The organism is Kitasatospora sp. NPDC032150 (assembly GCF_055579945.1).
Genome location: NZ_JBVIMH010000004.1, coordinates 205,023 through 218,920, shown reverse-complemented (window position 1 = coordinate 218,920; position 13,898 = coordinate 205,023). Strand labels below are relative to the sequence as shown.

Annotated in this window: 15 protein-coding genes; 3 read left to right on the top strand and 12 right to left on the bottom strand. The window is 72.7% G+C overall.

All coding sequences use genetic code 11. The features are described 5' to 3' along the window. The first annotated feature begins 462 nt into the window (after window positions 1-462). On the top strand, window positions 463-795 hold the full coding sequence (locus ACZ5ON_RS07300) for a WhiB family transcriptional regulator (protein ID WP_465586632.1): 333 nt from the start codon (window positions 463-465) through the stop codon (window positions 793-795). Between the two features lie 85 nt (window positions 796-880). Here ACZ5ON_RS07300 and ACZ5ON_RS07295 read toward each other — a convergent pair whose 3' ends face one another. The 3 genes from ACZ5ON_RS07295 to groES form a co-directional block, all read right to left on the bottom strand. After that, entirely contained in the window at window positions 881-1,903 is a 1,023-nt protein-coding gene (locus ACZ5ON_RS07295; RefSeq protein ID WP_465586629.1) for a LysR family transcriptional regulator, read from the bottom strand. 267 nt (window positions 1,904-2,170) lie between these two features. Next, window positions 2,171-3,799, bottom strand: coding sequence for a chaperonin GroEL (groL, locus tag ACZ5ON_RS07290; protein ID WP_465586623.1), 1,629 nt, complete (start codon window positions 3,797-3,799; stop codon window positions 2,171-2,173). 98 nt (window positions 3,800-3,897) lie between these two features. Continuing rightward, the gene (gene groES, locus ACZ5ON_RS07285) at window positions 3,898-4,206 is read right to left on the bottom strand and encodes a co-chaperone GroES (RefSeq protein ID WP_344634781.1); all 309 of its coding nucleotides are present in this window, start codon (window positions 4,204-4,206) and stop codon (window positions 3,898-3,900) included. 362 nt (window positions 4,207-4,568) lie between these two features. On the opposite strand from groES, the gene ACZ5ON_RS07280 reads away from it, so the two are divergent. Then, on the top strand, window positions 4,569-5,759 hold the full coding sequence (locus tag ACZ5ON_RS07280; protein WP_465586619.1) for a class I SAM-dependent methyltransferase: 1,191 nt from the start codon (window positions 4,569-4,571) through the stop codon (window positions 5,757-5,759). Between the two features lie 2 nt (window positions 5,760-5,761). On the opposite strand, the gene ACZ5ON_RS07275 is transcribed toward ACZ5ON_RS07280, so the two are convergent. The 5 genes from ACZ5ON_RS07275 to tsaB are packed head-to-tail and all read right to left on the bottom strand — an operon-like array spanning window position 5,762 to window position 9,271. Next, on the bottom strand, window positions 5,762-6,637 hold the full coding sequence (locus ACZ5ON_RS07275) for a polysaccharide deacetylase family protein (RefSeq protein WP_465586616.1): 876 nt from the start codon (window positions 6,635-6,637) through the stop codon (window positions 5,762-5,764). A gap of 50 nt (window positions 6,638-6,687) precedes the next feature. Continuing rightward, window positions 6,688-6,948, bottom strand: a complete 261-nt coding sequence (locus ACZ5ON_RS07270; RefSeq protein ID WP_465586613.1) for a hypothetical protein — start codon at window positions 6,946-6,948, stop codon at window positions 6,688-6,690. Next, on the bottom strand, window positions 6,945-8,036 hold the full coding sequence (gene tsaD, locus ACZ5ON_RS07265; RefSeq protein ID WP_465586610.1) for a tRNA (adenosine(37)-N6)-threonylcarbamoyltransferase complex transferase subunit TsaD: 1,092 nt from the start codon (window positions 8,034-8,036) through the stop codon (window positions 6,945-6,947). Before tsaD ends, ACZ5ON_RS07270 begins: the two co-directional genes overlap by 4 nt. 27 nt (window positions 8,037-8,063) lie before the next feature. Next, the gene (gene rimI, locus ACZ5ON_RS07260; protein ID WP_465586607.1) at window positions 8,064-8,618 is read right to left on the bottom strand and encodes a ribosomal protein S18-alanine N-acetyltransferase; all 555 of its coding nucleotides are present in this window, start codon (window positions 8,616-8,618) and stop codon (window positions 8,064-8,066) included. Then, a complete protein-coding gene (gene tsaB, locus ACZ5ON_RS07255) occupies window positions 8,618-9,271 on the bottom strand; it encodes a tRNA (adenosine(37)-N6)-threonylcarbamoyltransferase complex dimerization subunit type 1 TsaB (RefSeq protein WP_465586602.1) in 654 nt (217 codons plus the stop codon). The genes rimI and tsaB overlap by 1 nt, the downstream gene beginning before the upstream one ends. A 133-nt stretch (window positions 9,272-9,404) precedes the next feature. Here tsaB and ACZ5ON_RS07250 point away from each other — a divergent pair, with 133 nt between their 5' ends. After that, window positions 9,405-10,001: a hypothetical protein gene (locus ACZ5ON_RS07250; RefSeq protein WP_465586599.1), complete on the top strand. Its 597-nt coding sequence runs from the start codon at window positions 9,405-9,407 to the stop codon at window positions 9,999-10,001. 130 nt (window positions 10,002-10,131) lie between these two features. Here the strand turns inward: ACZ5ON_RS07250 and ACZ5ON_RS07245 are convergent, their stop codons facing one another. The 4 genes from ACZ5ON_RS07245 to alr all read right to left on the bottom strand — a co-directional run bounded on the left by ACZ5ON_RS07245 (window position 10,132) and on the right by alr (window position 13,761). Continuing rightward, a complete protein-coding gene (locus ACZ5ON_RS07245) occupies window positions 10,132-10,317 on the bottom strand; it encodes a hypothetical protein (RefSeq protein ID WP_465586596.1) in 186 nt (61 codons plus the stop codon). A 244-nt stretch (window positions 10,318-10,561) separates the two neighbouring features. After that, complete coding sequence (tsaE, locus tag ACZ5ON_RS07240) at window positions 10,562-11,065, bottom strand: tRNA (adenosine(37)-N6)-threonylcarbamoyltransferase complex ATPase subunit type 1 TsaE (protein WP_465586592.1); 504 nt, start codon at window positions 11,063-11,065, stop codon at window positions 10,562-10,564. 129 nt (window positions 11,066-11,194) lie between these two features. Continuing rightward, window positions 11,195-12,571: an alpha/beta fold hydrolase gene (locus ACZ5ON_RS07235; protein ID WP_465586589.1), complete on the bottom strand. Its 1,377-nt coding sequence runs from the start codon at window positions 12,569-12,571 to the stop codon at window positions 11,195-11,197. Continuing rightward, window positions 12,568-13,761, bottom strand: a complete 1,194-nt coding sequence (gene alr, locus ACZ5ON_RS07230; protein ID WP_465586587.1) for an alanine racemase — start codon at window positions 13,759-13,761, stop codon at window positions 12,568-12,570. Before alr ends, ACZ5ON_RS07235 begins: the two co-directional genes overlap by 4 nt. Window positions 13,762-13,898 lie beyond the last annotated feature (137 nt).

Sequence of the window (13,898 nt, the reverse complement as noted above, 5' to 3'; positions counted from 1 at the left end):
GGCGACGGACTTCGTCTGGATCGTGGATGTCCCGCGACCGTTCCCGACGCCCGGCGCCCGCTAACCGCCTCCGCACAACCAACGACCGTCACTCGAATGAGTTACGGCCTTCGGAGCCTTCTCCACCACTGTACGTGGCCAACCCATTACGGATCAGCCACCTCGCGGTGCACACGCCGCACTTTTGTGCTGCTTGCGCGCGGTCCGCGCACCACGCGCGCACCGTGCGGCCCGCCCACGCCCCCCGATGCCACCCGGTTGCCGCAGTGGCACTGCCAAACACCATGCCCGAATTTGTCCGTTTTTATAGCTTCCGTACGGTCATTGACTGTTACGTAACTCTGTGGGTGACTTGTCCCAGTAGCTGCCGTAAGTCATATTTCCAGGTGTCCATACCGGTCCTGTCGCGACCTCGCCGAGCCGACGAGTCTCCCGGCGTCGAACCCTCGAAGGGAATGAGCCATGGCAGATTTCTCCCGCCTCCCCGGCCCCAACGCAGACCTCTGGGACTGGCAGCTCTCCGCCGCCTGCCGCGGCGTGGACAGTTCGCTCTTCTTTCACCCGGAGGGTGAGCGCGGGGCCGCGCGAAGCTCGCGTGAGGCGAGCGCCAAGGAGGTCTGCATGCGGTGCCCGGTGAGGGCAGAGTGCGCGGCACACGCACTGGCCGTACGCGAGCCCTACGGCGTCTGGGGCGGCCTGACCGAGGACGAGCGCGAGGAGCTGATGGGCCGCTCCCGCAACCGGCTGGCCGAGGTCCAGGTACCGCTCAGCATGCCCACGGCGGCAGGTCACTGACATTCCGATACCTCGTGAAGAAACGTTTCTTCACGAGGCTTCCGTGTGCCCCGGCCCTGCCCTACTCACCCGTACGGAGCAACGGTCAGCCGGCGAGCCCGGCACCCGAGAGCTGGTACAGGGAGGCCGAGAGCTGGTCCAGCATCAGCGCGACGGCCGGCACCTCGGCGAGGTCCGGCAGGGTCAGCGCCACCACCTGGCGGGCCGCCGCCTCACCACCCGCCGCCCGTACCGGCACCGCCGCGACGCCCGCCTGCCGCACCGAGCGCAGCGCGAGACCCGGCAGTACCGCCACCCCGAGACCGGCCGCGACCAGGCCGACCACCGCCGGGTAGTCGTCGGTGGCGAAGTCGATCCGGGGCTCAAAGCCTGCGGCGGCGCAGAGCTCCACCAGATGCCCCCGGCACTGCGGGCAGCCCGCGATCCACTGCTCGGCCGCCAGCTCGGCCAGGTCCACCGGCTTGCCCTCGTCCCGCCCGGCCAACGGGTGCCCCTCCGGAAGCAGCCCGACCAGCGGATCGTCCAGCAGCCGCCGGACCACCAGATCGGACCAGTCGTTGGCGGCCAGCGCGGCGGCCGCCTCCAGGGCCGCCTCGGCGCGGGCCTCGCGCGGCGTGGCGTGCGCACCGGCCGGGAAGATCCCGCCCTGGGACTCCGGGTAGCGGAAGGCCAGCGCGATCTCGCACTCGCCGCCGCGCAGCATCGCCAGCGCCTCCGGCGGCTCGGCCTCGACCAGGGACACCCGCACCCCCGGGTGCGTGCCCCGCAGCCGGGCCACCGCCGGCGGGACCAGGGTGGAGGAGGCCGTCGGGAAGGAGACCAGCCGCACCCGGCCGGCCCTCAGGCCGGCGATCGCCGCCACCTCTTCCTCGGCCGCGCAGAGGCCCGCCAGGATGCCGGTGGCGTGTTTGAGCAGCACCTGCCCCGCCTCGCTCAGCTGCATGCCCCGGCCCGAGCGGACCACCAGCGGGGTGGCGACGGACTTCTCCAGTGCCTTCATCTGCTGGCTCACGGCGGGCTGGGTGCAGCCTAGTTCGCGGGCTGCGGCGGAGAAGGAGCCGGTCTTGGCGACAGCGCGCAGGACACGCAGATGGCGGGCCTCGATCATGCCTTAGTTATAAGGCAGACTTTGGCTATTTCAAAATTCTACTGATAGCCAGCGGGGTTTCGGCGCTCCCAGGCCCTCAGCGTGCGGGCATGCGCGGCGCACCTCGGCCGGCGTAGCGCACCGGCATCCGCGGTGCGACGGGCCCGGCCTGCGAAGCGCCGCTCGCACGGGCCGGGAGGCCGTCCCCCGCACCGGCCGGGAAACGCCGGAGGTCCGGCTCGCACCCCACAGGGTACGGGCCGGACCTCCGGTCACCGGCAGCGAGTGTCAGTGGGCGTGACCGTGGCCGCCGTGCGAGTGACCGGCAGCCTCCTCCTCGACCTTCTTCTCCACCACGAGGGTCTCGGTGGTGAGCAGCAGGGAGGCGATGGAGGCGGCGTTCTCCAGGGCGGAGCGGGTGACCTTGACCGGGTCGATGACGCCGGCCTTGACCAGGTCGCCGTACTCACCGGTGGCGGCGTTGTAGCCCTGGCCGGCCTCCAGCTCGGCAACCTTGGAGGTGATGACGTAGCCCTCCAGGCCGGCGTTCTGGGCGATCCAGCGCAGCGGCTCGACCAGCGCGCGGCGGACGACGGCGACACCGGTCGCCTCGTCGCCGGTCAGGCCCAGGCCGTCCTCGAGCACCTTGGCGGCGTGGACCAGGGAGGCGCCACCACCGGCGACGATGCCCTCCTCGACCGCGGCGCGGGTCGCCGAGATGGCGTCCTCCAGGCGGTGCTTGCGCTCCTTGAGCTCCACCTCGGTGGCAGCGCCGACCTTGATGACGCAGACGCCGCCGGCCAGCTTGGCCAGGCGCTCCTGCAGCTTCTCGCGGTCCCAGTCCGAGTCGGTGACGGCGATCTCGGCCTTGATCTGGGCGACCCGGCCCGCGACGGCCTCGGCGTCGCCGGCACCGTCGACGACGGTGGTCTCGTCCTTGGTGATGGTCACGCGGCGGGCGCTGCCCAGCACGTCCAGACCGGCCTGCTCGAGCTTGAGGCCGACCTCCTCGGAGATGACGGTGGCGCCGGTCAGGACGGCCAGGTCGCCGAGGATCGCCTTGCGGCGGTCACCGAAGCCCGGGGCCTTGACGGCCACGGCGTTGAAGGTGCCACGGATCTTGTTCACCACGAGGGTGGAGAGCGCCTCGCCGTCCACGTCCTCGGCGATGATCAGCAGCGGCTTGGAGGCACCGCCCTGCAGGATCTTCTCGAGCAGCGGGAGCAGCTCCTGGATGGAGGAGATCTTGCTCTGGTTGATCAGGATGTACGGGTCCTCCAGGACCGCCTCCTGACGCTCTGCGTCGGTGACGAAGTACGGCGAGAGGTAGCCCTTGTCGAACTGCATGCCCTCGGTGAAGTCCAGCTCCACGCCGAAGGTGTTCGACTCCTCGACGGTGATGACACCGTCCTTGCCGACCTTGTCGATCGCCTCGGCGATCAGCTCGCCGACCTGGGTGTCCTGGGCGGAGAGCGAGGCGACGGCGGCGACGTCGTCCTTGCCCTCGATCTCGCGGGCGACGGAGAGCAGGTGCTCGGAAACGGCGGCGACGGCCTTGTCGATGCCCTTCTTCAGGGCGGCCGGGCCGGCACCGGCGGCGACGTTGCGCAGACCCTCGTTGACCAGGGCCTGGGCCAGCACGGTGGCGGTGGTGGTGCCGTCACCGGCGACGTCGTTGGTCTTGGTGGCGACCTCCTTCACCAGCTGGGCGCCGAGGTTCTCGTACGGGTCGTCCAGCTCGACCTCGCGGGCGATGGTCACACCGTCGTTGGTGATGGTCGGAGCGCCGAACTTCTTGTCGATGACGACGTTGCGGCCCTTGGGGCCGATGGTCACCTTGACGGTGTCGGCCAGCTTGTTGACACCGCGCTCCAGCGAGCGGCGGGCGTCCTCGTCGAACTGCAGGATCTTCGCCATGGTTCCGTTCCCTCGGGGTTTCTGCGTACGTGAGCCAACAACCGCGCCCCGGGCTCCTGTGTCTGTTCCGACACGGATCCGGGGCGGGTCGCTACGACTTACTTCTCGACGATCGCGAGGACGTCGCGGGCCGACAGGACGAGGTACTCCTCGTTGTTGTACTTGACCTCGGTGCCGCCGTACTTCGAGTACAGGACGACGTCACCGACCTTCACGTCGAGCGGGAGACGCTGGCCGTCCTCGAAGCGGCCCGGACCGACGGCCAGGACGACGCCCTCCTGGGGCTTCTCCTTGGCGGTGTCCGGGATAACCAGGCCGGAGGCCGTGGTGGTCTCGGCCTCGAGCGGCTGGACCACGATGCGGTCCTCGAGCGGCTTGATGGCAACCTTGCTGCTGACGGTGGTCACGTCCGAGCTCCCCTTCGGAGATTACGGGGTAGTCCTACAGGTTGGTGGCGATGCCTGCGGGCCTGCCGTCGCGGGGGTCAGACACGCTCGATCGCGTTAGCACTCTCCTGGTGGGGAGTGCCAGGAACGACCATAGGGGGCCGTTAGCACTCAGTCAACCAGAGTGCCAACGGCGTGGCTCGGTGTTCCGTGGAACCCGTTCGAAGCGGCCGATCAGTCGCACTCGTGCTCGAATCACCGGCCGCCGGAGCACCGTGAGCCGCGCCGGCGCCCGACGCGATCCGCCCCCGGGGAGCGGCGCGGCCCCGCCCCGGGTCGGCGGGACGACCGGCCGGTCCGTGCCGAGCGGGGAGAATGGCCCCGTGGAGATCGAATCGTTCCAGGCCCTGCTGACCGACGAGGGCCAGGCGCTGCTGGCCGAGCTGCGTGACTTCAAGGCCGGCGAGGAACTCGCGGTGGCCACCCGGCTGCGCCGCGGGCACCCGGCCGAGCTGGTGTCGGCAGCGCTCGCCCAGGCGCAGCTGCGGCAGCGGGCCAGGGCGAAGTTCGGCGATCTGGCGGACCGGCTGTACTTCACGCCCGACGGGGTCGAGCAGGCGACCCGCCGCAGCGTGGCCGAGTGGCGCGCGCGGCGCTTCGCCGAGCTGGGGGTGCGCCGGCTGGCCGACCTGTGCTGCGGGATCGGCGGCGACGCCATCGCGCTGGCCCGGCTGGGGATCTCCGTGCTGGCGGTCGACCGCTCCCCGCTGACCTGCGCGGTCGCCGAGGCGAACGCCGCCGCGCTGGGCCTGGCCGAGCTGATCGAGGTGCGCTGCGCGGACGTCACCGAGGTGGACGTGACCGGGTACGACGCGGTCTTCACCGACCCGGCGCGGCGCACCTCGCGCGGCCGGGTGTTCGACCCCGAGGCGTACTCACCGCCGCTCTCCTGGGCGATCGAGGCCGCCCGCCGTACGCCGTTCGGAGCGCTCAAGGTCGCGCCGGGCATCCCGCACGAGCTGGTCCCCGACGACGCCGAGGCCGAGTGGGTCTCCGACCACGGCGAGGTGAAGGAGGCCGCGCTCTGGTTCGGCACCCGGGCCGGACAGCCGCACCGCGCGACCCTGCTGCCCGGCCCCCACACGCTGACCGGCGGCCACCTGCCCGACCCCGGGGCCGGTCCGGTGGGCCGCTACCTGTACGAGCCGGACGGCGCGGTGATCCGGTCCCACCTGGTCGCCGAGGTGGCCGGGCAGGTGGACGGGCGGCTGATCGACCCGATGATCGCGTACGTGACCTCGGACCGGCTGGTGCCGACCCCCTACGCGCACGCCTACGAGATCAGCGACGTGCTGCCGTTCAACGTGAAGAAGCTGAAGGCGCTGCTGCGCGAGCGTGGGGTCGGCACCGTGGTGATCAAGAAGCGCGGCATCGGCATCACCCCGGAGGAGCTGCGCCGCCAGCTCAAGCCCAGTGGCCCGAACGAGCTGACGGTGATCCTCAGCCGCACCGACCACGGTCCGCTGATGATGCTGGCCAGGCCGGTGACGGCGGCCCGGCCGGTGGGTGCCTGAACTCAGCCGGCGGGCGCCTGGATGTAGTCCTCAAGCCGGGCGGCGGCGAAGCCCTGCTCCTGGATCCGGCTGAGCAGCTCGCCGAACATCTCGGTCATGGTCTCGCCGTGCAGCTCGGAGGGGCCGCGGAAGTGCGCCAGGATGATGTCGCCGGGCTTCAGCTTCTTGTCGCCGGTCTGGTACTGCATGTCGTGGACCTGCATCGACTCCTGCCAGAGCACCACCGCGCGCGGGCCGCACTCCTGGACCGCGGTGTTCAGCGCCGCGGTGTGCGCGCCGTCCCCGAACGGCGGGCGGAAGAGCAGCGGGGCCTTGCCGTACTGCTCGGTGAGCGTCGCCTGGTCCTCGCAGACCTCGGACTTCTGCCTGGCCGGCGAGATCTTGCTCATCTGCGGGTGGTCCACGGTGTGGTTCTGGATGTGGTTGCCAAGGGCCTGCAGCGGCTTGAAGTAGCCGTAGTCGTTCTTGATGATGTCCTTGGTCAGGAACATCGTGACCGGGACCTTGAGGTCGGTCAGCATCTCGACGAACTTGGGGTCCTTCTCGGCGCCGTCGTCGATGGTGATGAAGACGATCTTGTCCTTGGTCGGGACCTCGCTGAAGACCGGGACCTGACCCTTGGCGGTCAGCTTGATCGGCTTGTCGGCCGGGGCGGCGGGCGCCTCGGGCAGCGGCTTGAGCTTCCACTTCGCCCAGGCCGCGGCATCCGCCTGCGGCGCTGCCGAGGAGGCCGCGGCCTGCGGGGAGGCGGAGGCCTGCACCGAGGGGGCCGCCGGGGCCTGGGACGCCGCGCTCGTGCCGCCCCCGCTGCTGCCGCAGGCGGTCAGCGTCGATATGAGCACCGCCGCCCCGGCCGCGTACATCCTGTAGTTCTTCACCGCGCCGCGCTTCCCGTCGTCGTTCTTCGAACACTTGACGGGACGCCACGCTATTCCACGTGGTTGCTGGTGAAACTCCAGCGGTGGGCCGGACGGGCCAACAGCTCGGCCGGCGGGTCGGGGACCGGGACGGGTTCGGCCGTCCACCAGGTGATCAGCAGCACCCGGTCCCCGGCGGCGGTGAACACCTCGGTACGGACGAGCCCGGCGCTGCCGCGCAGCGCGGGCAGGGCGGCCTCGTGCACCCAGCGGTGCAGTTCGCCGCCCCGGCCCCCGGCCGCGCGGGCCTCCCACATCTGCGCGAGGGTCATCCCTTCAGCGCCTCGTGCGCGGCGGAGTGCAGGTCGCCGTGCCCGACCGCCGGTACGGAGACCTCGGTGACCGGCAGCGAGGAGTCCGCCGACAGGTCGAAGGCGGACGGCTCCCGGTTCCGCCAGACCATCTCGGCGCCGAGCGCGGCGACCATCGCGCCGTTGTCGGTGCACAGGCCCGGGCGCGGCACCCGCAGCACGATGCCCGCCTCGTCGCAGCGCTGCTGGGCCATCTCGCGCAACCGGGAGTTGGCCGCCACGCCGCCGCCGATCATCAGATGGTCGACGCCGTTGGCCTTGCACGCCTTGATCGCCTTGCGGGTGAGCACATCCGTGACGGCCTCCTGGAAGGACGCGGCGACATCGGCGACCGGCACCTCCTCCCCCGCCCGGCGCTTGGCTTCCACCCAGCGGGCCACGGCGGTCTTCAGGCCGGAGAAGGAGAAGTCGTACTCCGGGTCCTTGGCGCCGCTGAGGCCACGCGGGAAGGCGATCGCCTTCGGGTCGCCCTCGCGGGCCCTGCGGTCCACCACCGGGCCGCCGGGGAAGCCCAGGCCCAGCACCCGTGCGACCTTGTCGAAGGCCTCGCCCGCCGCGTCGTCGATGGTCGCGCCGAGCGGGCGGACGTCGGTGGTGATGTCCTCGCTGAGCAGCAGCGAGGAGTGCCCGCCGGAGACCAGCAGCGCCATCGTGGGCTGCGGCAGCCGACCGTGCTCCAGCTGGTCCACGCAGATGTGCGAGGCGAGGTGGTTGACCCCGTACAGCGGCTTGTCCAGCGCCCAGGCGTACGCCTTCGCGGCGCTCACCCCGACCAGCAGCGCGCCGGCCAGGCCGGGACCCGCGGTGACGGCGATGCCGTCCAGGTCGGACGCCTTGATCCCGGCGGTGTCCAGGGCGCGCTGGATGGTCGGGATCATCGCCTCCAGGTGCGCGCGGCTGGCGATCTCAGGCACCACACCGCCGAACCGGGCGTGGTCGTTGACGCTGGAGGCGACCGCGTCGGCCAGCAGGGTGGTGCCCCGGACGATGCCGACGCCGGTCTCGTCGCAGGAGGTCTCGATACCGAGGACGAGCGGTTCGTCAGCCATGATCGGGTTCCTTCACGTCGTACTGCTTCACGTCGTACTGGGCTTCTTGTCGTACCGGGGGACGTCCCGCTGCGGGGCGTCCTCCCTCGGGTGGTCGAGCCGCATGACCAGCGCGTCCACGTTGGCGGGCTGGTAGTAGCCGCGCCGGACGCCGACCGGTTCGAAACCGAAGCGCTCGTAGAGGTGCTGGGCGCGCAGGTTGTCCACCCGCACCTCCAGGAGCAGCTCGGCGCAGCCGCGCCGGGCGGCCTCGGCGACCAGGTCGGTCAGCAGCGCGGCACCGAGGCCCGCGCCCTGGTGACCCGGCTCGACCGCGATGGTCTGGACGTCGCCCTCGCCGGCCACCGTCATCAGCCCCGCGTAGCCGACCACGGCACCGTCCGGGGTGGTGGCGACGGTGTAGTGGCGGCTGCCGCCGGGGCGGGCCTCGGCCAGCTCGGACCAGAACATGCCGTGCGACCAGGCGTCGTCGGGGAAGAGCCGGAGTTCGAGCTCCATCACCGGCCCGATGTCCCACCAGCGCATCGGCCTCAGGGCCACCGCACCGCGGTGTCCCGCCGCGAGCTCGGTGCGCTCACTCATCACGCGGGGAGCACCGCCTTGTAGCCCGCGGGCACCTGGGCGTCCGGGCGACGCAGGTAGAGCGGGGCGTTCGGCAGCAGCTCGCGTCCGGCGGCCAGCTCGGTGACGGCGAAGTCGGCGAGCGCACCGGCCGAGACGTGCTCGGGCCCGTGCGCGCCGGGGAATGCCTCGGGGTAGAGCAGCGCACCGGCGCCGACCGAACGGGCCTCGGGGGTCAGCTCGGCCGGGCGGTCCACGGCCGGGCCCTGGGTACGGGCGCCGGAGGCGTCGTAGGAGGCCCAGTAGACCTCCTTGCGCCGCGCGTCGGTGGCGACCGTGAACGGCCCGGTAAGCCCCTCGGCGCGGGCCTGGTGGGCGACGGCGTCCAGGGTGCAGACGCCGTACACGGGCAGGCCGAGCGCGTGGCCCAGCGCGGCGGCGGTGACCAGGCCGACCCGCAGGCCGGTGTACGGGCCCGGGCCGACGCCCACCGCGATGGCGGTCAGCTGGTGCTTGTCGACGCCTGCGGCGCCCAGCACCTCGTCCACGGCGGGAAGCAGCAGCTCACCGTGCCGTCTGGCATCGACCTGGAAGGTCTCGGCGAGGACGGCCGTGCCGTCGTGGACGGCGGCGGTGACGGCGGGGGTTGCGGTGTCGAACGCGAGCAGCAGCACGGAGTCAAGGTTAGAGGGTCGCCCGGGTCGACATTTCGTACTGGTTCGGAACACACGTCCGGATCGAGCCTGCCCGGCCCGGCGGACCTGGCACGATGGGCTCGGACAGCACAAGGCGGCGATCGGAGCGCACGTGGCGAGCACGCGTCCTGGAGTGGTGGTCACCGGCCTGACCGTCGGCGCCCTGGCGGTGGTCGGACTGCTGGCCTTCCAGGCGGACGGCGCCCAGAGCCGGGCGCTCGCGGCGAAGCCCTCGACGAGCGCCGGCACCCCCACCGGTACCACGGCCGCCCCCTCCCCCGGCGAGAGCCAGGCCCCGCCCCTGCTGCCCGTCGCCTCCGGAACCGGCCGGCGGGTGGTCTACTCGCTCGGCAGCCGCGCGGTCTGGCTGGTGGACCCGAAGAAGACCCCGCCGGTACAGGCCACCTTCAAGGTCACCCCGGGCAGCGCCGACCCGACCGTCGGCAACTACGTCGTCTACAGCCGCACGGTGGCCACCACCGGCACCGACGGGCGCCGCGTCGAACACGTCGTCCGGTTCGCCCAGCAGAACGGGACGGTCTTCGGCTTCAGCGCCCTTGTCGACGCCCCGAGCGCCTCCCCGGCCCCGGCGCCCTCCGAGGCCGACCCGGCCAGGCCCAGGACCGGCGGCATCCGCTCCGCCCGGGCCGACGGGCAGATCCTGTGGGACTTCGCCCCGAGCGGCACCCGGGTCGTCGTCGTCCCGTGAGCCCCGGTTGGCGGGACCCGGGCTTCCTGGCCGCGGTCGTCTTCCGGGCAGTCGTCTTCCGGGCAGCGGCAGCAACGTGCCGGGAGTGACACGACCCCCGGCGTGGCGAAGCAGGCGGAGAAGCCGCGGCTCAGGCGGCCCGCGGTGGCGCGGCAGACGGCCGGCCACCGGGCTTGGGCGGGGTCGACACGGCGGCGGCAGCCGCGCAGGCGGCGAGCAGGGCACGCATCGGAACCGCCCGCTCTCCCTCGGCGGGTCGGGGCGCCTCGTCCCGCGGGCGCGGGGCGGGCTCGGCGGCGGGGGTGGTGCTCTGCATGGCGCCTCCCTAGTTAGGCAGACCTAACCGCGAGACCATCCCACCATGCCGGACCACCCGGCCGCAACATTTTGCCGACACCTTGTCGGAAAGCTCCCCCGGACGTGCGATGGGCTTCACTCGTTCCGGTGGTTGACCCGGGCGGATTACGCCGAACGGCCCAGTCCCAGGACGATTCGACGCGGACCGCCCGGCCCGCCGGCGCCGCCGGAGCAGCGGCCGGCAGGTCGGACCGCGAGCGCCCTCAGGCCACCAGCGCCGAGAGGTCGACCTCGGCCCAGCGCGCACCGATGCCGGTGAGCGTCACCTGGCGCGGGTCCGTGTCGTCCTCGGCCGCGGCCGCGCCGCCGATCGCCCGCTCGATCCGGACTTCGAGCCGGTCCTCCGTCAGCTGCTCGACCTTGCCCTCGCCCCACTCGACCACGACCACCGACTCGGGCAGCGAGACGTCCAGGTCGAGGTCCTCCATCTCCTCCAGACCACCGCCCAACCGGTAGGCGTCCACGTGCACCAGCGCGGGGCCACCGGTCAGCGAGGGGTGCACCCGGGCGATCACGAAGGTCGGCGAGGTGACCGCCCCCCGCACCCCCAGGCCCTCGCCGAGCCCCCGGGTCAGGGTGGTCTTCCCGGCACCCAGCTCGCCGGAGAGCAGCACCAGGTCACCCGCCCTGAGCAGGGAGGCGAGGTCCCGGCCGAGCCGGTTCATCCGCTCGGGCGAGGCAACGGTGATGGCGGTCTGCGGGCCCATCAAGGTCACGGTTTCCTTCCGGGGAGTGGGTCGTGCGTCAAGCCGGCCGCGTTCGGCCGGCCGGGTCGGAGCCGTCCGGACGGGGTCGAGCCGGTAGGGGCCGGCCGGCTCCGTCGGCTCCGGCCGCGGTCAGGCTTCGGGGCTGCCGTCCAGCGCGGCGAGGTCGTGGACGGACTGCGGCAGTGCCGCCGCGCCGACGTGCTCGACGGCCTGCCCGAGCAGCGCGGCGAGCCGCCGGCCCACCAGCTCGGGCCGTTCCAGCATCACCAGGTGACCGGCGTCCTGGACCAGCACCAGCTCCGCCCCGGGCAGCTCGCGGGCGATCGCCTCGCTGTGCTCGGGCGGCGTGAGCAGATCCTTGGTACCGGCCAGCACCAGGGTCGGGATGCCGCGCAGGGTGGCCAGCGCGGCGGTCTTCTCGTGGGCGCTGAAGGCCGGGTAGAACTCGGCGACCACGTCGATCGGGGTGGCGTCCAGCAGCTGCTCGGAGAACCGGACCACGGCCGGGTCCACGTCCTTGGTCCCGAAGGAGAACCTGCGGTACACCACGCTGGTCAGGTCCGCGCCGAGGCGGCGGGTGGCCTCCACCAGTTCGACCTGTCGGCCGAGCAGGCGCACCACTCCGGGGGCCAGGCGGCGCAGCAGCTTGGCCCCGGCCGCTGGCAGACCGAGCGTGACGGAGTCCCAGTCGCCGGCCAGGGTACCGATCAGGGCGACCGCGGCCACCCGCTCGCGGAACAGTTCGGGGTGCTGGTCGGCGAGGGCCATCACGGTCATGCCGCCCATCGAGTGGCCGACCAGGACGATCGGGCCCTCGGGGGCGACCGCGTCGATGACGGCCTTGAGGTCACCGCCCAGCTGGTCGATCGAGGCGTTCTCCCCGGCCAGGTAGGACCGGGAGCGCTCGGAGCGGCCGTGGCTGCGCTGGTCCCAGAAGACCAGCCGCATGCCCTCGCGCAGCGCGGCGCGCTGGAAGTGCCAGCTGTCCTGCGCGAGGCAGTAGCCGTGGCAGAAGACCACGGTCAGCGGGGGCCGCGGCTCATGGGTGGCCCCGAAGCTGCGGCGGCCCGCCGCCCCGGCCAGCGTGCCCGACCCCGCCAGCACGCCGGGCAGGCCCGTCCGGTCGACCTGGCCGTCGCCGCGCCTGCGGGTGAACCAGCCGCGCCCGGTCCGGCCGTCCTCGGGGGGCACCTGGACGGGGGCCGGCCAGCCCGTGCCGTCCAGCTCCACGTACAGCTCGGTGCCGTCCGGGGCGGGCACCGTGCGCGGGCGGCCGCGCAGCGAACCGTACGGCGCGGCGGCGTCCAACTCCTGGCGTGCCCGGCGACGCATGGTGCGGCCGACCGTCAGCCGCTCTATCGCCACTCCGGCGGCGGCACCGGCGGCGACCACACCGACCGAGATGCCGATCAGCCCGGCCCGGCTCACCCCGGCCGAGGCCGACTCGGCGGCCTTCGCGACCTTCGCCACGGCGGTCACCGGGTTGCTGCCGGTCGGCTCGCTCACGGCTGCCGCCCCCACGAGGCGCCCAGGTAGCGGCGGGGCACCCGGGAACCGATCCGGGTGACGATCTCGTACGCGATGGTGCCGGCGGCCAGCGCCCAGTCCTCGGCGGTCGGCTCGCCGCGCTCGCCGTTCCCGAACAGCAGCACCTCCTCGCCGGTCTCGGGCGTGTCACCGCCCAGGTCGACGACGAACTGGTCCATCGCGACCCGGCCGGCGACGGTCCGCCACTTGCCGCCCACCAGCACCGGTCCTGCGCTGCTCGCGTGGCGTGGGATCCCGTCGGCGTACCCGACCGGGACCAGGCCCAGGGTGGTCTCACCGGGGGTCGTGTAGTGGTGCCCGTAGCTGACCCCGTGGCCGCCGGGCACCGACTTCACCAGCGCCAGCCGGGTGGTCAGCGCCATCACCGGACGCAGCCCGAAGTCGGCGGGCGAGCCGACCTCGGGGACCGGCGAGACGCCGTACATGGCCAGGCCGGTACGGACCAGGTCGTAGTGCGACTGCGGGAGCAGCAGGGTCGCCGGGGAGTTGGCGATGTGCCGTACCTCCGGACGCAGCCCGCCGCCCTCCGCCTGTGCCAGGGCGGCGGCGAAGCCGTCCAGCTGCGCCTGGATGGACGGGTGGCCCGGCTCGTCCGCCGCCGCGAAGTGCGACCAGATGCCGACCACCTTCAGCAGGCCCTCGGTCTCGGCCCGCCGCGCCCGGGCGACCAGTTCCGGCCAGTCGTGCGGCTGGCAGCCGTTGCGGCCCAGGCCGGTGTCGGCCTTCAGGTGCACCCTGGCGCTGATGCCGGTCGCCCGGACCGCCGCCAGCAGCTCGTCCATCGCCCACTGGCCGCTCACCGAGACGTCCAGCTCGGCGCGGAGCGCCTGCTCCCAGGGGCCGCCCGGCGTCCACAGCCAGCACAGCACCCGGGCCTGGTCCGGGCCGATCCCGGCCGCGCGCAGCGCCAGCGCCTCCTCTGGCGTGGCGGTGCCCAGCCAGGTCACTCCTGCGGCGACCGCCTCGCGGGCGCACTGAACCGCGCCGTGGCCGTAGGCATCCGCCTTGACCACCGCCATCAGCGCAGGCCCTCCGGTGCGCTCCCGCAGCGAGGCCAGGTTCCCGCGCAGGGCGGCCAGATCGATGGTCGCCTCGACCCGGAACCCGTCGGTGAGAAGGGCCGGACCGGTCGTGTTCGCAGTTGTCATCGCACAACAGTCTCCCAGACCCGCTCGACGCCCCCGGCCATCCCCTGGATCGACGCGGCGGCAGGAACCACTCAAGACGCCTCGGGGACGCTTGGAGGTTCCCTCCCCGGGACCGTACGGGCGTCCCTCGGGGCAGC